The sequence below is a fragment of the Ruegeria atlantica genome, from assembly GCF_001458195.1.
Classification (GTDB): Bacteria; Pseudomonadota; Alphaproteobacteria; order Rhodobacterales; family Rhodobacteraceae; genus Ruegeria; species Ruegeria atlantica.
In genome coordinates, this window is the sequence record NZ_CYPU01000018.1 from 105,271 (window position 1) to 125,456 (window position 20,186).

Annotated in this window: 18 protein-coding genes and 1 pseudogene; 10 read left to right on the top strand and 9 right to left on the bottom strand. The window is 55.5% G+C overall.

What is annotated here, in order from left to right:
- Positions 1–38: 38 nt before the first annotated feature.
- Positions 39–2,426 (top strand): fatty acid cis/trans isomerase, encoded by a 2,388-nt coding sequence (locus tag RUA4292_RS05360; protein ID WP_082637007.1) that lies wholly within the window; start codon positions 39–41, stop codon positions 2,424–2,426.
- 374 nt (positions 2,427–2,800) lie between these two features.
- Here RUA4292_RS05360 and RUA4292_RS05365 read toward each other — a convergent pair whose 3' ends face one another.
- Entirely contained in the window at positions 2,801–3,049 is a 249-nt protein-coding gene (locus tag RUA4292_RS05365; RefSeq protein ID WP_058276669.1) for a hypothetical protein, read from the bottom strand.
- 11 nt (positions 3,050–3,060) lie between these two features.
- On the opposite strand from RUA4292_RS05365, the gene RUA4292_RS05370 reads away from it, so the two are divergent.
- Both RUA4292_RS05370 and RUA4292_RS05375 read left to right on the top strand, forming a co-directional pair.
- Complete coding sequence (locus RUA4292_RS05370; protein ID WP_267885446.1) at positions 3,061–3,642, top strand: DUF1501 domain-containing protein; 582 nt, start codon at positions 3,061–3,063, stop codon at positions 3,640–3,642.
- A 198-nt stretch (positions 3,643–3,840) separates the two neighbouring features.
- Entirely contained in the window at positions 3,841–4,431 is a 591-nt protein-coding gene (locus RUA4292_RS05375; protein ID WP_058276671.1) for a TetR/AcrR family transcriptional regulator, read from the top strand.
- Positions 4,432–4,457: 26 nt separating this feature from the next.
- On the opposite strand, the gene RUA4292_RS05380 is transcribed toward RUA4292_RS05375, so the two are convergent.
- The 3 genes from RUA4292_RS05380 to RUA4292_RS05390 form a co-directional block, all read right to left on the bottom strand.
- Positions 4,458–5,519, bottom strand: coding sequence for a ferredoxin--NADP reductase (locus tag RUA4292_RS05380; RefSeq protein WP_058276672.1), 1,062 nt, complete (start codon positions 5,517–5,519; stop codon positions 4,458–4,460).
- A gap of 83 nt (positions 5,520–5,602) precedes the next feature.
- Positions 5,603–6,478 (bottom strand): ABC transporter six-transmembrane domain-containing protein, encoded by an 876-nt coding sequence (locus RUA4292_RS05385; RefSeq protein ID WP_058276673.1) that lies wholly within the window; start codon positions 6,476–6,478, stop codon positions 5,603–5,605.
- Entirely contained in the window at positions 6,475–7,626 is a 1,152-nt protein-coding gene (locus RUA4292_RS05390; protein WP_058276705.1) for an aromatic ring-hydroxylating oxygenase subunit alpha, read from the bottom strand. The genes RUA4292_RS05385 and RUA4292_RS05390 overlap by 4 nt, the downstream gene beginning before the upstream one ends.
- A gap of 336 nt (positions 7,627–7,962) precedes the next feature.
- Between RUA4292_RS05390 and RUA4292_RS05395 the strand changes: the two are divergent.
- Together RUA4292_RS05395 and RUA4292_RS05405 are read left to right on the top strand one after the other, a co-directional pair.
- Positions 7,963–8,873, top strand: a pseudogene (locus RUA4292_RS05395) (LysR family transcriptional regulator).
- 344 nt (positions 8,874–9,217) lie between these two features.
- On the top strand, positions 9,218–9,643 hold the full coding sequence (locus tag RUA4292_RS05405) for a MarR family winged helix-turn-helix transcriptional regulator (RefSeq protein ID WP_058276675.1): 426 nt from the start codon (positions 9,218–9,220) through the stop codon (positions 9,641–9,643).
- Here RUA4292_RS05405 and RUA4292_RS05410 read toward each other — a convergent pair.
- Positions 9,638–9,922 (bottom strand): CoA transferase, encoded by a 285-nt coding sequence (locus RUA4292_RS05410; protein ID WP_082637009.1) that lies wholly within the window; start codon positions 9,920–9,922, stop codon positions 9,638–9,640. The genes RUA4292_RS05405 and RUA4292_RS05410 overlap by 6 nt on opposite strands.
- Before the next feature lie 73 nt (positions 9,923–9,995).
- Positions 9,996–11,344, bottom strand: a protein-coding gene (locus RUA4292_RS05415; RefSeq protein WP_145974874.1) for an IS3 family transposase whose coding sequence is annotated in 2 segments (ribosomal slippage) — positions 9,996–11,002 and positions 11,002–11,344 — 1,350 coding nt in all. Because the reading frame shifts where the segments join, the coding sequence is not laid out codon by codon here.
- Positions 11,345–11,456: 112 nt separating this feature from the next.
- On the opposite strand from RUA4292_RS05415, the gene RUA4292_RS05425 reads away from it, so the two are divergent.
- The 5 genes from RUA4292_RS05425 to RUA4292_RS05445 all read left to right on the top strand — a co-directional run bounded on the left by RUA4292_RS05425 (position 11,457) and on the right by RUA4292_RS05445 (position 17,535).
- Positions 11,457–11,726: a hypothetical protein gene (locus RUA4292_RS05425; RefSeq protein ID WP_145974875.1), complete on the top strand. Its 270-nt coding sequence runs from the start codon at positions 11,457–11,459 to the stop codon at positions 11,724–11,726.
- 262 nt (positions 11,727–11,988) lie between these two features.
- Entirely contained in the window at positions 11,989–14,085 is a 2,097-nt protein-coding gene (locus RUA4292_RS05430; RefSeq protein ID WP_058276706.1) for a hydantoinase/oxoprolinase family protein, read from the top strand.
- The gene (locus tag RUA4292_RS05435) at positions 14,085–15,737 is read left to right on the top strand and encodes a hydantoinase B/oxoprolinase family protein (protein ID WP_145974876.1); all 1,653 of its coding nucleotides are present in this window, start codon (positions 14,085–14,087) and stop codon (positions 15,735–15,737) included. Before RUA4292_RS05430 ends, RUA4292_RS05435 begins: the two co-directional genes overlap by 1 nt.
- Entirely contained in the window at positions 15,734–16,801 is a 1,068-nt protein-coding gene (locus RUA4292_RS05440; RefSeq protein ID WP_058276681.1) for a pyridoxal phosphate-dependent aminotransferase, read from the top strand. The genes RUA4292_RS05435 and RUA4292_RS05440 overlap by 4 nt, the downstream gene beginning before the upstream one ends.
- Positions 16,798–17,535 (top strand): maleate cis-trans isomerase family protein, encoded by a 738-nt coding sequence (locus RUA4292_RS05445; RefSeq protein ID WP_058276682.1) that lies wholly within the window; start codon positions 16,798–16,800, stop codon positions 17,533–17,535. The genes RUA4292_RS05440 and RUA4292_RS05445 overlap by 4 nt, the downstream gene beginning before the upstream one ends.
- Before the next feature lie 156 nt (positions 17,536–17,691).
- Here the strand turns inward: RUA4292_RS05445 and RUA4292_RS05450 are convergent, their stop codons facing one another.
- Genes RUA4292_RS05450 through RUA4292_RS05460 form a run of 3 tightly spaced genes read right to left on the bottom strand, consistent with a single transcriptional unit; the run spans position 17,692 to position 20,105 of the window.
- A complete protein-coding gene (locus RUA4292_RS05450; protein WP_058276683.1) occupies positions 17,692–18,423 on the bottom strand; it encodes an amino acid ABC transporter ATP-binding protein in 732 nt (243 codons plus the stop codon).
- Positions 18,420–19,280, bottom strand: coding sequence for an amino acid ABC transporter permease (locus RUA4292_RS05455; protein ID WP_058276684.1), 861 nt, complete (start codon positions 19,278–19,280; stop codon positions 18,420–18,422). Before RUA4292_RS05455 ends, RUA4292_RS05450 begins: the two co-directional genes overlap by 4 nt.
- A complete protein-coding gene (locus RUA4292_RS05460) occupies positions 19,281–20,105 on the bottom strand; it encodes an ABC transporter substrate-binding protein (RefSeq protein ID WP_370737410.1) in 825 nt (274 codons plus the stop codon).
- Positions 20,106–20,186 lie beyond the last annotated feature (81 nt).

Below are 20,186 nucleotides of genomic sequence, written 5' to 3' on the forward strand. Positions count from 1 at the left end.
ATGGTCAATGAAAACAAACCATTCAGACGGGGGCATCTATGCTGCGAACATTACAAGATTGGTGTTTTATCACCTGTGTTTTAGCGGCTTCGATTGCATTTTTGCTTGCTGATCAGTGTTTGGCCCAGTCAGATGCAGCAGCGCCCGGTGCGACCAATGACGATAGGCTGGAAAATGCAGACTGGGCCAACGTGCAGGATATCCTGAACCACCGCTGTGTGGTGTGCCACAGCTGCTACGACGCGCCCTGCCAACTCAAGCTGACATCCCCTGCCGGCCTTTTGCGCGGCGCCAGTAAAGAGGCGGTCTACCACTCCGAACGACTAAAAGATGCGCAACCAACACGGCTTGGCATCGACGCGCACACAATTCCCGGGTGGCGGGATCTTGGTTTTTTTCCCGTTCTTCCGTCATCAGAGGTGACCGGCACGAGCGGGTCGGTGTTAGAGCGCTCCCTTAAACTCGGCAGGCAAGCCCGTTTGACGGCTAACGCACCTGTTCCAACCCAACTTGGTTTGTCGATTAATCGCCCCTTGACCTGCCCTACAACGCAGGAATTCGACGCCTTCAGCACGGCAAACCCAAGGGCGGGAATGCCCTACGCCACAGCCCCACTGAGTGAGCAAGAATACCAGACCCTCATGTCATGGCTTAAAAATGGTGCGCCCTTGTCATCGGCCACACCAGAAATCCCTCAGGACATTCAGGATCAGATCACAGAATGGGAGGCCTTTCTGAATGCGCCCGACCTGCGCCATCAATTGATGAGCAGATATGTTTACGAACATCTGTTTCTGGCGCGCCTCCATTTTCCATCCGACAATCCAAGACAGTTTTTTCAGCTGGTGCGGTCCGCCAGCCCGCCAGGAACAAAGATCGAGATCATCGCGACACGCCGTCCCTTCGATAGTCCCGGCCCAAGGCCGTTTTACTATCGCCTGCAGGCATTCGACGAAACGATCGTGCACAAAGATCATCTGGTCTATAGCTTTGGGCCGGATCGTTTGGCGCGATACAAGCAGCTATTCCTTGATCCGGCCTGGTCCGTCACTGACTTACCTGCGTACGGAGAAGACGAAGGCGGCAACCCCTTCAGCACCTTTGCCAACATACCGGCCCGCAGCCGTTATCAGTTTCTTTTGGACGACGCGTTGTTTTATGTGCGCAGCTTCATCCGCGGACCGGTCTGTCACGGCGAAACCGCTGTTGACGTGATTGAAGATCGGTTCTGGGTCAGTTTCCTTGATCCGGATGCCGATCTGTCCGTCACAGACCCCAGCTTTTTGGCGGACGGGGCGGCCTTTCTGGAATTGCCAGTGAGTACTGCAGATATAGGGTTCTTGGGGGACCTTCACGGAATGTCCCACGAAAACCAGATCAAGTACCTTGAGTTTAGGGATGCCCGATATCGCAACAGCGCGGCGCACAAAAACGGGTTTGGATATGACGCAATTTGGGATGGCGAGGGCACCAATCCCCAGGCGCTGATTACCGTGTTTCGGCATTTCGATAATGCCTCTGCTATGACCGGGTTCCACGGCGGCATCCCCGAAACCGCATGGGTTATCGATTATCCGGTGTTCGAACGTATTTATTACGACTTGGTCGCCGGCTTTGATGTTTTCGGTCGGCTCGAACACCAGCTTTCAACCCGGTTATACATGGACGAGCTGCGGATGGAGAGTGAGGACACTTTCCTGAACTTCATGCCTCGCGGCGACAGGCAAAGGATGCACAAAACCTGGTACCAAGGAGCTCTGGCCGAGCTGCACACGTATTGGCACCGGCGCCGTGTCGATGACAGTTTTCCGACTGGCATAGATTTTAAAACGGACACGCCAAAGCAAGAGTTCCTCCTGGAACTTCTAAATCGCGGCAACGGTCTTTGGGCCCTCGAGGACATGATCAACAGATGCAATGGGGCCGTCTGCTCGAATGGCAATGCAGAAGTTGTGAACAACTTGCGCGACATTGCGAATGAAACCGGCGATTGGGTCAGGTATCTTTCAGATGTTTCCCTGCTTTTGCTGGACAACGAAGATGGTTCCACGTCTCTCTATTCGCTGCTCCACGACAAAGCCCATTACAATGTGGCGTTCTTGTTTGAAGAAAAGGATCGCAGGAATTCGCAGGCCGACGTGCTGACCATCCTGCCGGGGGTGATCGGAAGCTATACGAATTTCTACTTTCGAGTTCAGGAAGCCCAACTGGCGTCTTTTGTAACCGATCTCAAATCAGTGCGGTCGCAGGCCGAATGGCTCGATTTCGTAGCCACTTATGGCCTGCGCAGGACAAGCCCGGGGTTTTGGGAAACCAGCGATCAGGTTATGACTATGTTTCTGGCAAGCGACCCCGTTCAGGCAGGCGTGCTGGACCTGAACCGGTATAAGGACCCTCGATCCGATAGCGATCCTGAAGGTAAATAGGTCAGCATGTTGAGATATGCGCGCCTGAAAATCCGCACGTTGTCAATTCAACGAAGCAAGCAGCGCCCGACATACCCTTGAAAAAAATAATCGTGGCCTCGAACCTGGCCAATCGCAGTGTGATCCTGCCGAGCCGCTTATAGTAAGTTCCACAAGCTGAACAATTTACTGTACATGTAAGTCAAGTACTTAAGTTTTTTGAAAGGTTCATTCAATCAATTGATTGCTACAGGATAGGTGCTCTAAGGCACAAAAGAAGCCCGCCACGAAGGTAAGCGATGTCGCTGAGTTGTTCAAAACTCTGGCAAACCTTGCGTTCAGATCTGCGTGTGAACGTCGGACGGTTCGGGCTCTTTGCCGATGAACTGCAGCCCTCAATATCGGTGCACCGAAATGGGATGAACACCTAGCTGGCCGGGAACAACATCGCCCAGAATGGCAAGATCGAACTGCCATATGCAATCACAGACAAGGGCAGCGTCGGTCTGTATGTGAAAGAAGAGAAAAGCCCGCTCAACGACCTGCTTTTGGACAGTTTCACCCGAATGATGAACGCCGATCAAAACGGCGATCCCTTCCGCGAGACATATCTGAACCTGTCCCGTAACGCGCAGTTCAAACACGAGACATTCAAATCCGCGACGCGAGGGATCAAGATACCCAGTCCTTCCCCTCCTCGGACCTTGCACAGCAATTGCGCATGGTCGCCAAAACGATTGCCGCCTCAGAGCGGCTGGGTCACGAGCAGCAAACGTTCTTTGTGCGCTATATCGGCTGGGACCATCATGATGAGCTGTTGGCGAACCATGCCCGTATGCTGCGTATATTGTCCGAAGCCCTCCGTGCATTTCAGGCAACGCTTGACGATATGGGGTTGGCGGATCGTGTCGTGACGTTCACCGGATCAGATTTCGGCCGGACGCTGACGTCGAATGGCAACGGTACGGATCATGGTTGGGGCGGCAATACCCTGGTTATGGGCAATGCTGTCAAAGGCGGGCAGATTCTGGGGGACTACCCCGAGCTTGGCCTGGCCAGCGACAACGCGCTTGATGTGGGCGACGGCGTTTTGATTCCAACGACCTCGACCGATCAACTTTATGCTGACCTGTCTCTTTGGTTTGGTGTGCAACCGTCGGCATTGAACACTCTGTTCCCAAATCTTAACAGATTTGCGGATGTGGCGGGCGGAGAAAGGCTTGGGCTTTTCACCTAGGCCCACCGCCCTCAAACACTTCGCCCCACCGGGACGCTTGAACACTGCTTGCGTTAGATTATCGTCTGGAACGATGGGCACTAATGCAGAAAGCGCGGAAGAGTGGTAGACACTCTAAACTTAAATTTACTGTCAGTATTGACAGTAAATTTCAACTAAGATATCTCTAAAATTCCGTTTCTGTGTAAGGGTAATCGCATGGGTCGCCCCTCGGTACAAGATCAACGTAAAAAAGAAGTCCTCGATGCCTTTATGTCGTGCGTCGTTCGCTACGGCGTCGAAGGGGCCACACTTGAACATATCGCGGCACAAGCCGGGCTGAAGCGCCCACTGATCCGCCATCACCTTGGCAACCGCAAAGCCATGGTTCTGGCGCTAGGTGAGCATGTCGTCGAAACGTTCAGCAAACAGACCGAAACATTGCGCGTTGCGCTGGACGAACATCCCGATGTCCGCAATCTGATCGAGGCCCTGTTCAACTCTGACGGTGAGATGGATCCCCGGATAAACATTTGTTACCAGGCACTCGTCAACTCGATTGAGATCTACCCGGAGCTTCGCAAACCGTTGCTGGAATCGATGGAGGCTTTTTACAAGGTCGCGATAGATATTGTTCTTGCCTCACACCCAAAAGCCGACAAACAAGCCTGCGAGATCGTCGCACACGGAATCATAAACCTTTTTATCACCACGGATGCTTTCGTTCCGCTTAAACCGCCAAAAACATGGGGTTATTCGTCCTACTTCGCCGCGCTGAAACTGGCTGAAACATTGGAAGAAAAAACCTGACGGCGACGGCCAGGCCAACGGCCGGGTTAGTCATAACTAACCGCAAGCTTGTCCGTCGTGGCAACCGCCTGGCAAGACAGGACCGCACCTTTCGCGATCTCATTATCATCCAAAGCGGTTCGCGCCCGCATATGAACTGCGCCCTTTTTCACCTGACACCGGCACGCGCCGCAGACCCCAGACTGGCAGGAATATGGCGGCTCCAACCCCGCCTGTTGAACAGCTTGTAAGATCGTCTGACCGGATGCCATCTGAACCGATTGTCGCTGACCGTTCAGCGTTATGTCCACAACAGCATCAACGCCCTTGATACTGTCATCGGTCTCTTGCACGCCGCCGTAGCTTTCCATGTGAATCCGATTGGCAGGTATATCCAAAGACATAAGCGCGTCTCGAACCGCTTTGTTCATCCCGCCGGGACCACAGATGTAGTACTGGGCATTCTGGGCATAAGGCGGATTTTCTGTGATCAGCGCCTCGATCGCATCCTTGTCGATGACACCCCGGCGCCAATAAGCGAAACTGGACCACATTGAGGGTTTGGACAAAAGGTGATGCACCGTCAGGCGTTCAGAAAAAGCCTGCTGGTATGCGGCAAACTCATCTTTGAACAGGATACTGTCTGCGTTCGCATTACCATAAGCCAGATGTGCAACCGACCAAGGTTCGGCCAAAAGCACGGACTGAAGCATGGAATGCAACGGGGTGATGCCACTGCCAGCCCCAAATAAGTAGTGTGTGCGCCGTTCCTCCGGGTCTGTATCCAGACAAAAACTGCCAAATGGCGGCATGACGTCGATCACATCACCCTTTTGAACCGTATCGTTGATATGGTTGCTGACGAGCCCCTTTTTCACCCGTTTGACGGTGATACGCAGCGGATCCCCTGAGACGGGCGAAGACGAGATCGAATAACTTCTGCGCACCTCTTCACCTTTAATCCAAAAGCGAAGGGTCAGGTGCTGACCGGCACGCCAGGCAAAGTCTTGGGCCAGATGTGGCGGCACGTCGAACATGACGGATTTGGCCTGCCCGCCGATCTCGTTGCGCGTTTCAAGCACCTCAAGCGGGTGAAAATCTCTGGTCATTTGAGCCTCCGAAATTCGTGCCATGCGAATGGGCAGGATGTGTGATGATACCCGATACGGGCCGGGTGTTTGAATTGAACGGATTAGGCATTGGCGCCCAGTTTCGATGCCGCCGCGTTGATCCGTTTGGTGATCTCAGACAAGCGCGCGAGGCTTTGCAGGACCATCGGTAAAACCACAACCGATTGCACAAACGCGAACGAATAGGTGACAACCGAGAAGATCTGCCCTGCCGTCGCCCCGCTTTGCGTCGCTGCAAACCACAGGTTGAAGGCCAGCATGCTGAGCAAGACAGCAAAAATCGCAGCGTAGACAAGCGCCTCGGAATCCGACAACCGAACCTCATGCGTGCGCAATCGAAACAAGTGTTGGTCGATCTTTTTCAAATCCATGCTTTGCAACGCAGTCACCTGTCTTTCTGACTGGTGGTTCAACAGCCCATTCAGGCGGAAGAAGCGACGCGAAAACAGGGTGAAGATGATCAGGATAATCACCGCAGCGGCCCCTGCGGCGGTGGCAAGTGCCCCGTGAAAGGACATCAGAATACCGACCGAGACCAGAACCTGGACGACCGCACCCATCGATTCAGGGGCCTCATTCTCCAGAAAATCAACCAGTTCGCGGGCCATCAGCACCTGCGCATTTAGCACCGAGACCTCGCGTCCCGCATCCCGTTTGGCCTGCGCCTTACCCAATTCGACGCGGATCGTGCCATAGGCCCGGGTGTCGTAAATTCGGCGCAACGTCGACACAACCAGCAGCGCTGCCATCGCAACACCGAAATAGATGAACGACGTGTAGTCCCCATTCGACAGACCGTCGATCGAATAGCCGATCAACAGGGGAAGGAGAGTAAACAACCCCGTTTCAACCAGGGTCAGACCCCAGGTCGTTGCGATCTTTGTGCGGAAAACCCGCAGCAAGGTCGCAATCGACAACCGGTCGTCGGAGTTGATCATTCTTCTTGCAACCAATCGCGAACGACCCTTTGGTGTTGAACCACGGGGCTTTCCCCAACGGCGGCTGGACCGACCTCAAAATAGGGCGATGTCAGGGATTTCTGTTGCTGTTCACAGGCATAGATGTCCTCTTGCGTGAAATCGCCCGAGGCCATCGGATCGTTTTCATCATACGCATCATCACCGTCATATTTGCCTTTGATACCAAAATTGTTCCAGAAAGACGCCGACCGGGTGGCCTGTTTCGAAAACTCCCAACCCGAGGCATTGGCAACACGCGTCCGGTTCAGAATCCGCGTCCTGTCCGGAGCAAGCGGGGTGATGATAAAGACGTTCCACACGTCCTCTGACGCGCCAATTCCGACCCCTGGAAATAGCATCGGCACCCATGCACCATTCTGATCTTCGGGAACGACCCGCGGCATCTGAAGCTTTTTGTTCTGATCTTTGGCGAACTCTTCGACCGGCGGCTCCCAAAAGATGTAGTGCGGCCCGTACCAACCATATTGCGCATTGGCGTGGTCATACATCTGCAACGTGTTCGAATGCAGGTGACTCAGATGGTAGACGTCGATGTAATTCTCGACGACGATCTTCCAATTGGCCTTGATTTCATAGGTGTTAGAGGTGTCCTCGTGTTCCACCAGCTCTTCTGGCACGTGTGGTCCGACCTTATCGTCCACGTCGCCGAACCATTTCATGATCGACCCTGCGTTCGGGTCGGGATGCACAAACAACATACCTTTCCAGATATCGACCGAAGCAGGCTTCAGGCCAAGGCAGGATTTGTCGACGGACTTATATTCGCGATGCTCATCCGGGACCGAGATCAGGTTGCCCTCAAGATCATAGGTCCAGTCATGATAGGGGCAGGTCAGCGCTTTTTGGGTCTTTCCCACGGCGCGGATCAATTGGGTGCCCCGATGTCTGCAGATGTTGTGGAAGGCCCGCAGCCTGCGATCCCTACCCATGACGATAAACAGGTTGTTCAGTCCTGCCTGAACCGAAAGGTAGTGGCCCGGCTCGGGCAAGTCCCCCATGAAGCCAGCAAACCGCCACGTCTTCGAAAATATCTCGCGTTGCTCGCGATCGAACCAGTCCTGCGACGTATACGCTTCTACGGGCAGTTCATGGTACATTTGCGGCATGCTGTCCCCTCCTCGGGCCGTCGTCTTCACGGTTGGCAAGCTGAGCATTTTGACCTCAGCAACCGTGTTAAACACATGCTGGATCTTACGATGCTTCGAAGCGAGATAGGCATACAATCAGATGCTGTCAATTGTGACAATCTAAATTATGCAACCTTTCTGCAAATCGGGCATTAGGCCGGACAACTTAGGGGCAGGTGCGTTTGTTGCGCTCAGGTGTGGCAGTTACAAAGTTATACCGTGCTGATAATCTTTGAGGCGGACGACCAACAAGATTTTTGAGCAAAGCGCATATAACTGCAAGAAAACGGGGAAATTCATGAGCAGACCGAATAGATGGTAACGCAACGCCGCCTCTTCCCCTCAATCTCATCACTCCGCGCCCTTGAAGCGCTGGATCGCTTAGGCTCGGCTTCTGCGGTCGCTGATGAGCTTGCCCTCACCCAAAGCGCCGTCAGCCGGCAATTGCAAACATTGGAAGCCCAGCTAGGTGTCGATCTGATCCGCGGGATCGCAAACGCCTGCTGCTGACCCCTGTTGCGCAGGAATATGTATCCGAGGTCCGGCAAGGTCTGAACCAGATCGCTCAGGCCTCGTTAAAGCTGCACGTGGCTCCTATAGGCGGCACCCTGAACCTTGCGATTTTGCCTACGTTCGGAATGCGGTGGCTGGTGCCCAGATTGCCGGAATTTGCCCGCATGCACCCGGAAATAACCATCAACATGTCGACCCGTCTGCGTCCGTTCAGCTTCACCTCTGAACCCTTCGACGCGGCGCTGCATTTTGGTGAACCCGATTGGCCCGGCACGGATCGGCTGCTGGTGCGAGTGGAAAGTGTATTGCCAGTTTGCGCGCCATCCCTGCTGCCCAAAGGCGCGCCTTTATCACCGCGAGATCCGCTGAAACTACCATTGCTGCGCATCCATACCCGGCCCCACGCTTGGCAAGAATGGTTCAGTCATATGGGGACCAGCCATCCCGACGCATTGCACGTAACGATTTACGATCAATACACAACGATCAATCAGGCGGCGGTTCACGGTCTTGGCGTTGCTTTGTTGCCCAACTATTTGATCGAACAGGACCTCGCGACAGGCAAACTGATCGCAGCCTTCCCGGACGAGGTTGAGATGACGGGCGCCTACTATCTTGTTTGGCCAAAAACCAAGTCGGACGACCCGTCGCTGCGCAGCTTTCGTCACTGGTTGTCCACGCAGGCCCAAACCGAAGAGGGCCTGCCCCGCTGACGGCGTCGAATGCGATCCGACTTGGCAATCACAAAGTTTCCGTCAGCAATGACGCCGCCCGCTTCAAATCGGTACGCCAATTTGACAGCGCATCAAATGCGGCCAGTGAATCAAGGGACAGGAAGATCGTTGACCAGTGAACAGAACCTGCACTTTGCGCGCATCGTGTCAGACAGGGCGAAAATCACAAAAAAAGCGAAATCCGGTTTGAACGCTGCTTTGCTGGCCTCGACGAAAACCCAAAAATTTCAGACACCTATCTTGCCGTCTAATACCTTGGTCTTGCGGGAAGGACATAGCTTTGATTATTATAGTACGAACAATTGAATCAGGCAGGTGCCGTCATGACAGAATCGATTGAAAGCTATGCGCTTGACGAGCAAGTCGGCTATCTTTTGCGGCTGGCCAATCAGCGCCATGCGTCGATTTTCCAGTTACACACACTGGACGGTCTGACGCCCACCCAGTTTGCGGCACTGATTCGCATTGCCGATTTGGGCAAGTGCTCTCAAAACCGGTTGGGGCGGCTGGCGGCGATGGATGTTGCGACGATAAAAGGAGTCGTTGATCGTCTGCGTAAAAAAGGATTTGCGGTTGTCGAACCCGATCCGGGCGACAAGCGACGCACGCTGATTTCGCTATCCCCCGAAGGCGAGACCATGGTCGCGCGCATGAAGGATGTTGGTCAGCAGATCACCAACGCAACGCTTAAGCCACTGACAGCCGCCGAACAGCGCAACCTGATTCGGATTTTGCGCAAAATCTCATGATTTGACGGGCCGTATGGCCGATGCTTTATCCAATTGCAATTCAGAGCGGGAAAACCGGATCGGAGTGCGCGGATCGGGCACGCCGGGTTGTTCAAGGGTCGCCAACAGATCGGCCTTGGTCCATTCCAGACAGGAATTCGTTAGCAATTCAGTCAATGCGGCGTGATCTTCCACACGGTCCGCGTTGGACGAGAACCGTGTATCATCGATCAACTCTGACTGGCCCAGTATTTCACAAAGCCTTGCATATTGCCGGTCGTTGCCACAGGCGATGATGATGTGCGCTGTCCGTCATCGAATGATTTGGAACATGAGAGTTTGATTGGTTTTGGAGGCTCGCTGTAGTTTCAATTTACGCCGCGTTTTGATGATGCAGCAAGCGGCGTTTTTGGATTGTCTGGTGTTTGATTTCCTTTCTGCGTCTGAGGATAGTTTCGGCCCGACCGAAGCATACATCGGCGGGTGTCAAATTGCCGATGCTCTCGTGGTATCGGTTGTGGTTGTAATGATCGATGAAGTCGCCGATGGCCTGTTCGAGCGCTCCGGGCAGATAGTAGTTTTCCAGCAGGATACGGTTCTTCAGGGTCTGGTGCCATCGTTCGATCTTGCCCTGTGTCTGCGGATGGTTCGGGGCACCGCGAACGTGATCCATGCCCAGATCTTCAAGCCATCTCGCCAGATCACCAGAGATATAACTGCTTCCATTGTCGCTGAGCAGACGGGGCTTGTGAACAACGGAGGCGCTGTCGCAACCTGATGTTGCCAGGGCGTCTTCCAACGTTTCCATGACATCGTCAGCTTTCATCGTGGTGCACAGCCGCCAAGCGACAACATAGCGGCTGTAGTCATCGAGTATGGTTAAAAGATAAAACCAGCCCCAGCCGACGACCTTTAGATAGGTGAAGTCAGTCTGCCAAAGCTGGTTTGGCCGAACAGTCTTCTCATGAAATTCGTCCGCCGCTTTAATGGTAATGTACGCTGGGCCAGTGACCAGATCCTGCGCCTTCAGAAGTCTGTAAACGCTGGCCTCGGAGACAAAGTAGCGCCTGGTGTCGTTGAACCGCACTGCGAGCTCGCGTGGTGATAACTCGGGCTCCTCCAGAGCCAACTCCACGATCTGCTTACGCACCTTGTCGGGGATGCGGTTCCAAGCTCTGCCTGGCCGGAAATGGCGATCCTCAAGCCCGGCCTCGCCGAGAGACAGATACCTGTCGTACCAGCGGTAGAACGTCGTTCTGGGGATACCAAGCTTTTCCAGAGTGCGTTTGATCGGCAGGTGTGTTCCCTCAACCACCTGGATGATCTCAAGCTTCTCGGATGCAGGGTATCTCATTCGTCGTCCCCATCCTCGAACATGCCTTTTTTGAGCAGCCTGTTCTCAAGGGTCAGGTCGGCTACCACCTCTTTCAGCGCCGACGATTCCGCCTTCAGATCCTTCACCTCGGAACTGGTGGCTTGGCGCGCCGTGTCCTCAGCCAATCGCTTCTTGCCTGCCTCAAGAAACTCTTTCGACCTGCTATAATAAAGGCTCGTAGCTATTCCTTCTCGGTGGCACAGTTCGGCAATGCTGTCTTCACCACGAAGCCCGTCTAAAACAATGCGGATCTTCTCCTCTGCCGAATGTTGGCGCCGAGTCTTCCTGCGGATGTCTTTGACGACCCTCTCTGCCGACGCTTTCTGTTTCTCGGATTTCATTCTCATCTCCACTCTCTGATGGTTACGATGAGCCTGAAATCCTCCACTTCCCAATCAACCTACTCTGATCCATAGGTGGTGATGACAGACAAATCTGGTCTATTCGGAAACACGGTACTTGTCTGCCGAGAACCGCGCGCGTGTATTTGATATGGAGCGTGAATTTATGGGCCGCTGTAAAGGCAACCTGGACAAAGAGGTCGAGCAGAAAGTGTTCCGCCCCATGAACACAGAGCTGATGGCCAATTATCTGTATTTCCTTTGTAATGTCTGGTCACTCCGGCATTGGAGCATCGGAAAGTTTCCGAAAAGCGAGATCTGGACCAGTCTGAAGGCGCTTGTAATGGATGGCGTTTTGGTCAGGGCTGCTCCCTCCAAGAAATCCTGAGCGAACCATCGACAGCTCTGGGTGGTTGATGCACAAGCGCTTAGGCAATCAAGTCGCAAATCGCTGTCGCTTCCGGGCGATTTGGTCGCAAACCAACTTGCGACACATCTTGGGCGTGTCAAACTGCGTGCATGACACCGCTTTGTAGTCCTAACCCTCTGGATCGCCGCGCAACCGGTTGTGACCTCGTCGTAAGTTGATGATGGCAGGCGCTCTGCGCCCTTTGCCATCTGCCCAGACAACGGACAACTCGGACACTCTCATGACATCTCAAACCTTACGCCTGGCCATTGATATCGGCGGCACCTTTACCGATACGGTGCTCGTCTCGGACGATGAGACCATATTGGCTTCGACCAAGACGCTCACGACGCACCAAAATCCTGCAGATGGCGCGATGGAGGGCGCAAAACGTGTCATGGCGGAATCCGGCCGCTCGTTGAATGAAGTGACAGGTTTCATCCACGGAACGACGCTGGCGACCAATGCATTGATCGAACGGCAAGGCGCTGTTGTGGCAACTGTTACGACCGAAGGGTTTCGCGACATTCTGGAAATCGCGTATGAGCGGCGGTATGCGCAATATGACATCAACCTGGAAAAGCCGGACCTGCTGGTACCACGCGAACGGGCGCTGACCATTCGCGAAAGAATGGCTGCCGATGGGAATGTGCTGATCCCGCTGGACGCCAGTTCGATAGACGCGCTGTTGGCCGAACTGGATGCCACCGGTGCAGAAGCGGTCGCAATCTGTTTGATGCATGCCTACGCCAACCCGTCGCACGAACGCAGGTTGCGCGACATTCTCGCGGAAAAACGCCCCAGCCTGACAGTTACAATTTCCTCTGATGTCAGCCCCGAGGCGCGCGAGTTCGACCGGCTTTGTACCACGGTCGCTAATGCCTACATCCAGCCGCTAATGGAAAGCTATCTGGCGCGCTTTGCCTCACGGTTTCAGGAGGAAGGCGTGGCCTGCCCAATCCTGATGATGACGGCAGGTGGCGGCATGTGCACCGTTCAAACCGCCTCACGCTTTCCGATCCGGCTAGTCGAAAGCGGCCCCGCGGGCGGAGCAATTTTGGCCGCCCGGATCGCGGCGCGGACTGGCATTGACGAGGTTTTATCTTTCGACATGGGCGGGACAACTGCAAAGCTCTGCCTGATTGACAATGCGCGGCCTCAAACCTCGCGCCAATTCGAAATTGCGCGGGCCGCGCGGTTCATCAAAGGGTCGGGCATGCCGGTACGTATCCCTGTGGTCGAAATGATCGAGATCGGCGCAGGCGGCGGCTCAATCGCCGGGGTTGACCGTCTGGGACGGTTGACTGTGGGTCCAAAATCAGCCGGATCAGAACCCGGTCCGGCAGCCTTTGGGCGGGGCGGCAGCGAGCCAACCGTGACCGACAGCGACATCACCCTGGGCTATATCGTGCCGGACACATTTGCCGAAGGGTTTATCAAGATTGACCCCGCAGCGTCTGAAGCCGCGCTGTGCCAGGTCATAGGCACGCGTTTAGACACAAACGCCACAGGGGCGGCCGACGGCGTCAGTCGCATCGTCGATGAAAGCATGGCCAGCGCGGGCCGAATGCACGCAGTGGAATCAGGCAAGGACCTTGGTTCCCGTGCGATGATCGCCTTTGGCGGTAATGGCCCCCTACACGCAAGCCGTGTGGCCCGATCCGCAGGGGTCCGTCGCGTTGTGATCCCTCCCAATCCGGGCGTCGGATCCGCAGTCGGGTTTCTATTTGCTCCGGTCAGTTTTGAGATCGTCAGATCAAGTTATTCTCTACTTGAATCGCTGGATCTGGCGGGACTCAACGCCCTGTTTTCCGACATGATCGACGGGGCAAGCCGTGTGGTTGCCCAAGGCGCAGGTGATGCGCCCACCGAAACGCACCGTACGGCCTTCATGCGCTACAACGGTCAGGGCCACGAGATCGAGATTGCCCTGCCTGATCGCGATTTAACTTTCGAAGACATAGAGCCGCTGACTGAAGCGTTCGAGGCGGAATACCGTAAACAATTCTCGCGTCCCGTGCCGGGAATGCAAATCGAGATCCTGAACTGGGCGGTCCGCGTCGCAACCCCAGATGCGGATGTTCCAGATTTGCCGGAAACACCAGTTCTGACAACGATCACACCAGCCCAGACCCGCCCCATCACCTGCGATGTAGATGGTCAGACAAAGCAGGCTGGTTTTGTGTCACGCGGCAGCCTGAACCCGGGCGATCGGGTTTGCGGCCCGGCGCTGATCACGGAATCGCAGACGACGACCTTGGTCTCTGCTGATTTCTCGGCGCATGTGGACGCCATTGGAAACCTCATCCTTATCCAAGATCAGAAAGGAGGTGTATGATGACTGCCGATCTTTCCCCCGCTCGCCTGCAAGTCATGTGGAACCGCCTAATTGCGGTGGTTGAAGAACAAGGTCAGACCCTGATCCGCGCCGCATTCTCACCCATTGTACGCGAATGCGGCGACATTTCTGCCGGGATTTTTGACGCCGAGGGTCGGATGCTGGCACAGGCGGTCACCGGAACGCCCGGGCACATCAACACGATGGCCGAAGCCGTAATGCATCTGCGCGGTCATTTCCCTGTTCAGGACATGAGGCCCGGTGATATCTACATGACCAATGATCCGTGGCTGGCTTCGGGACACCTCAACGACTTTCTGCTGATGATGCCTGCCTTCAAAAACGGCAAAGTCGTCGGCTTTACTTCATGCACATCCCATCTTGTGGATCTGGGCGGCCTTGGCATGGGCCCGGAAGGGTCGGATATCTATGATGAGGGTCTGCTGATCCCACCCTGCAAACTGGTCGAGCAAGGCGTCCCGAACGCCTTGCTTCTGGGCATAGTTCGCGCCAACAGTCGCGAGCCTATTGCAAATGAAGGCGACATATATGCACTGATCGCTTGCTGCGAAGCGGGTGTGAACCGTCTGCTCGATATGATGGATGAATTTGGGATCGACGATCTGGATCAACTGGGCAGCTACATCATCGACACCTCGCGCCGAGGCACGCTTGAAGCCATCGCTGAAGTGCCCGCAGGCACCTATAGAAACGTTCTGAGGATGGACGGTTATGAAAAAGAACTGGAACTGCACGCGACCTTGACGGTCAACAAAACGGGCATGCATGTGGATTTCACCGGAACTTCGGGCTGTTCGGGCAAGGGTATCAATGTGCCGCTGAACTATGCGACCGCCTATACCGTCTTCGCCCTACGCTGCATCGTCGGATCCGACATCCCCAACAACGCCGGATCACTGGGACCGTTTACAGTGGACGGGCCAAAAGGCTGCATCCTCAATGCACAACGCCCCGCCCCGGTAGCAATGCGGCACACGCTAGGACAGGTAACACCGGACCTGGTGCTTGGATGCCTGCATCAGGCGTTGCCGGATCAGGTCCCCGCCGAAGGCGCATCCTGCATGTTTGATCTGCCGATGCGGCACGCACCCGAAGTGGCGCGTGATGGAGGTCGGGAATTCGCGGTTGAACCTGTACATAATGGCGGCACCGGTGCCCGGCCACACACGGATGGCTTGTCTGCCACAGCCTACCCTTCGGGTGTGTTCGGATCTCAGGTCGAGATCACGGAAAGCGTGGCCCCGGTCACAATCTGGAAGCGCGAACTACGCCAGGATTCAGGAGGTGCAGGCAAGTATCGCGGCGGTCTCGGCCAACGGATCGAGATGACCTCTGCGAACAGTGCACCCTTTCTGGTGTTCCTGTCGGTTGAGCGCCTCAAATTCCCCGCCCTCGGACGCACGGGTGGAAAACCCGGCGCACCCGGACGCATTCGTTTTCTTAGCGGCGAAAATGATATCCCAGGCAAAGGAGAACTGCGCGTTGAAGCTGACGACTACCTGATCTTTGAAACCCCTGGGGGCGGTGGTTTCGGCAACCCGGCCGAGCGGGACCCGCAGGCAATCTCCCTAGACCTCAAGCGCGGTCTGATTAGCGCAGAAGGCGCAAAATCCTATGGGGGCACATCATGATCCGCCCGGTTCCCCACATAAGTGCAATGGCGGCCTATGCGCTGGCCGACCTTGGCGGCGAAAACACTATCTCGTTGGCCCAGAACGAAAGCGCCTTTCCCGCAAGCCCCGCTGCCATCAAGGCGGGTCGTGACGCAATGGCCGATCTGCAATTGTATCCTGATCCGGAATGGTCGGAACTGCGCACAGCAATTGCAGATGTGCATGGACTCGATCCGGCACGGGTGCTGTGCGGAGCAGGCTCGATGGAGCTGATCGGCTGTTTGATCCGCGCCTATGCCGGGCGCGGTGATCGGGTCCTTGGCACGGATTACGGATATGCGTTTGTCGCCTCAGCAGCCGCTCAGGTTCAGGCCGATTACGTCAAGGCGCGTGAAGTGGATCTGACCGTATCCGTCGACGATATTGTCGCCGTGGTGACGCCTGAAACGCGGATCGTCTTTGTCTGCAACCCTGGCAACCCGACCGGCACCCTAATCCACAATTCCGAGATCCTTCGTCTGCGCGGGGAACTGCCCGCGGATGTTCTACTCGTCGTCGATCAGGCTTATGCAGAATTTTCCGATCACAAACATGCTCCGGCCAACATCTTCGCGCTGAGCGATCGAGGGGACACCGTGATCATGCGCACCTTTTCCAAGGCCTATTGCCTGGCGGGAGCGCGTGCAGGATGGGGGTACTTCCCGCCCGAGATTGCGGCTGAACTACGCAAATTGCTCAATCCAAACAATATTTCCATTGCTTCACAGGCGGCGGCAACTGAAGCGACCCGCGATCAGGCGCATATGCAAAATGTGGTTGCCCGCACGACTGAAATCCGTGAACGATTTGCTGTGGAATGTCGTGCGTTGGGCCTAATCGTTCCTCAAAGCCACACAAGCTTTGTGCTATTGCGCTTTGCCTCAACGCAGGATGCGCAACGGGCAGACGCGGCGCTGCGGGCGGACAACCTACTAATGCGCGGTATGGGAGGATACGGCTTAACCGATTGCTTGCGCGCTACAATCTGCGAGACGCCGATCATGGATCGGTGCCTGACCGCCTTGAAGGGAGCACTGAAGTGACCGAAACACGAACCGCAGCCAAAATCGGTGTTCTTGTACCCTTCACCAACACCAACCTCGAACCGGATATGGAGTTGTTGAGGCCGCCCAACTTCACAGTCCATTTTCAACGCATGGGCGGGTATGACGTGGATAAAATCCCCGGCTCGGATCAGATGGCGGGGTTGGGCGCGTCAGATATCACTCACGACCTGCGGATGATCTCGGGCATACGCCCCGATGTGGTTTTGTATGGCTGCACCTCGGCGACGCTGACCCACGGACCGTCCTTTGATGCAGAGCTGGCCCAGCAGATCAAGGCAGGCTCGGGCGCGATTTCGCTGACCGCTGCAGGGGCGTTGATCGCTGGGATCAAATCTGTCGGCGCAACAAAGGTCGGCTTTTCATCGCCCTATTTGGGCGAGATCAATGCCCAGGCGATGGAATTCATGGCCCGCAACGGCATTGAAACCGTCAAATGCGCCGATGTGGGCCGCGAGCTTGGCAACTATGGGCAAGGTGAACTGACCCCGGGCGAGGTGTTCGACCTGGCGTGCAGGGCTGATCACCAGGACGCGCAGGCAATCGTCCTAAGCTGCACAGACATGCGCTCGGTCGAGGCGATTGAACGAATTGAGGCCGCGCTGAACAAACCCGTCGTTGCCTCCAATCAAGCAATGGTCTTCGGACTGCTGAAAGCGCTGAACCAGCCGCGTCACGAAGCGCTGCCTGGGCGTCTGTTCGACAACTTGTGATCACGGCATGATGAGCGCGACTTGGGTAAGATCGCTCAGAGTTCTTGCTGCCAGAGTTCGGTCGCCCACTGCAGCGTCTTTTGCGCCAGCAGCCTGCCAGTTTTTCGACATCACGCTTAGCGTAGCCTTTTGTTAAAACGCAGGACCGCAGCAACATCACAACACGCGCGACAGGAACGCCTTGGTGCGCTTTTCGCGTGGTTGGGAAAATAGCACCTTGGGCGGGCCCTGTTCCAGGATGCGTCCGGCATCAAGGAAACACACTTTGTCTGCCAGCTCACGTGCAAAACCCATTTCGTGGGTGGCTAGTACCATGGTCATACCCTGCTTTCGCAGGTCCCTCAGCACGTCCAGAACCTCGCCTACCAGCTCGGGATCCAGTGCGCTTGTAATCTCGTCAAACAGCATGATCTGCGGCTCCATCGCCAGCGCACGGATGATAGCCACTCGCTGCTGCTGGCCGCCCGATAGCTGGTCTGGATAGTGCTCCATCCGGTCACCCAACCCAAAGCGCGTGAATAGCTGGGTCACCCGCGGACGCAGGTCGTCTCTGCTCAGTCCTCGTACACGACGTGGCGCGAGCATCACGTTTTCTACCGCCGTCATGTGGGGAAAGAGGTTATAGCTTTGGAACACAATGCCGATCTGTTGACGCACCGGCTGTGGGTCCAGTCCCGGTTCAGAGATGTCTTTCCCGTCCAGCCAGATCTCGCCGTCATCGATGGGTTCAAGCAGGTTCATGCAGCGCAAGAGTGTGGATTTGCCAGAACCTGAGGCACCAATCAGGCACACCATCTCGCCCTCAGCTACATCCAGGTCAATACCCTTGCATACCTCGTGATAATCGAACCGTTTCCGCACCCCTCGCAAGGATAACTTTGCTGTCATGTACGGGCCCTGTTCTGCTTGTTCATAAGGTAGTCTGCATACCGCGTGGCTGGTATGGTCAGCGCAAGAAAGATAAGCGCTGCGCCCACATAAGGCGTAAAATTGGCATAGAGCGATTTGTAAACACCAGCCTGACGGAAAATCTCAACCGGGCCGATAAAGGACAATAGCGCTACGTCCTTCTGCAAAGCGATGAACAGGTTCATATTGGCAGGAACGACGTTTCGTATGGCCTGCGGCAGGACCACATAGCGCATGGTGTCCTGATCGCTTAGCCCCAACGAGGCGGCGGCGGATCGCTGCGACTGATGGATAGAGTCAATGCCCGAGCGGATCACCTCGGCCACATAGGCCGAATAGACCAAAACCAGCGCCAGCGTGCCCCAAATGTAGGGGCTGTTCCAAGGCCTCGGCAGGCCCAACCCGGGCACGCCAAATCCAATAATGTAAATAACAAGAACCACTGGCAGGCCACGGAAGATGTCCGTATATGCAATGCCGAACAGCCGCAGCGGAAAAAGCGCAGGTGCGCGCGTGTCCCTACACAGCGCGATAACCAGACCCGTGATCGCGATTAGCGGTGCAGACCACGCAAAAATCATCACGTTCATCAGAAAGGCTTCGAGCAATCCAGGAAACGTCTCGACGAAGACCCGGCCGTTGAAAAACGAGCGTTGTACGGCCTCCCAACCGGGGGCAAGCGGGACGAGGACGACGATGGCAAGAGCCACGCTGACCACCGAAATCAGCGCGATACGATTTGAGCGACGCCGTACCTCAGCTTCATAAACCTCGCGACGCGTGGGCGTCGCGGCAGGGCGCTCAACCGAGTCTTTTTGCAATGACGTTTCTTCCATCTATTCGATGACCGGTACACCTGTAGCCTCGGACAGCCATTGGGTTTCAATCGCGGCAAGCTCGCCGCTTTCGGTCAGTTCTGTGATGGCCGTATTGACGCAGTCCTTCAAAGCGTTGCCGTCTTCCATTAAAAGGCCGAACTGATCAGGACTTTCGGATTGTCCCGCAGGGAACTGGCCAAGCAATGCACCGTTTTCGACCACGACGGCCGACAGATAGAGTGCCGTAGGAAGGTCATAAATTGCGGCATCGATCTGGCCGGCCATGATAGCCGCATTCACATCAGCATTGTCGTTGTAAAGCAACGGTTCACTAGACGGCTGGATCACGTCGTTCAGCATCGGGATCGCTGTCGTCGTGGCCACAGCGCCCCACTTCAAATCCTTGAGGCCGTCCAACGTCGCTTCTGCGCCGGAATCGACAACGTTCTGGGTGGTCAGAACCGCCATGGCCGAGGTGTAATAGGGCAGGCTGAAATCGACCATTTCTTCCCGTTCGGGAGTGATCGAGTACTGCTGCATGTTGAAGTCAAAGTTCTTAGCGCCGGGCTGAATCGCTTCGTCAAAACTTGTACGAACCCAGGTGACATTGTCCTGGTCGAAGCCCATTTTTTCGGCGATTGCATAAGCAACGGCGGCTTCGAATCCCTCGCCGCTTTCGGGCGCGTCATTCATAACCCAAGGATAGTAGGCCGGATTACCTGTTGCGATTGTCAGGGTGCCCTCTGTTAGGGTCTTGCCTTTGGCGCAGGTCCCATCGCCTGCAGCAAGCACCGAGGTCGTCGAGAAAAGTAAGGCCAGAGCTGGGCCAGCAATCAATTTCATCAATCTTCTCCCTGTTTTTGTTTGGTCACAGGTTCTTATGCGCAGGGGGATTTGTCTAGGTGTTTGATTCCGCATATTGAT

Bases quoted from the DNA above. Each gene is read 5' to 3' on its own strand.
- RUA4292_RS05360 (WP_082637007.1), top strand. From the start codon at position 39: ATGCTGCGAACATTACAAGATTGGTGTTTTATCACCTGTGTTTTAGCG.
- RUA4292_RS05375 (WP_058276671.1), top strand. From the start codon at position 3,841: ATGGGTCGCCCCTCGGTACAAGATCAACGTAAAAAAGAAGTCCTCGAT.
- RUA4292_RS05380 (WP_058276672.1), bottom strand. From the start codon at position 5,519: ATGACCAGAGATTTTCACCCGCTTGAGGTGCTTGAAACGCGCAACGAG.
- RUA4292_RS05385 (WP_058276673.1), bottom strand. From the start codon at position 6,478: ATGATCAACTCCGACGACCGGTTGTCGATTGCGACCTTGCTGCGGGTT.
- RUA4292_RS05390 (WP_058276705.1), bottom strand. From the start codon at position 7,626: ATGCCGCAAATGTACCATGAACTGCCCGTAGAAGCGTATACGTCGCAG.
- RUA4292_RS05405 (WP_058276675.1), top strand. From the start codon at position 9,218: ATGACAGAATCGATTGAAAGCTATGCGCTTGACGAGCAAGTCGGCTAT.
- RUA4292_RS05430 (WP_058276706.1), top strand. From the start codon at position 11,989: ATGACATCTCAAACCTTACGCCTGGCCATTGATATCGGCGGCACCTTT.
- RUA4292_RS05435 (WP_145974876.1), top strand. From the start codon at position 14,085: ATGACTGCCGATCTTTCCCCCGCTCGCCTGCAAGTCATGTGGAACCGC.
- RUA4292_RS05440 (WP_058276681.1), top strand. From the start codon at position 15,734: ATGATCCGCCCGGTTCCCCACATAAGTGCAATGGCGGCCTATGCGCTG.
- RUA4292_RS05450 (WP_058276683.1), bottom strand. From the start codon at position 18,423: ATGACAGCAAAGTTATCCTTGCGAGGGGTGCGGAAACGGTTCGATTAT.
- RUA4292_RS05455 (WP_058276684.1), bottom strand. From the start codon at position 19,280: ATGGAAGAAACGTCATTGCAAAAAGACTCGGTTGAGCGCCCTGCCGCG.
- RUA4292_RS05460 (WP_370737410.1), bottom strand. From the start codon at position 20,105: ATGAAATTGATTGCTGGCCCAGCTCTGGCCTTACTTTTCTCGACGACC.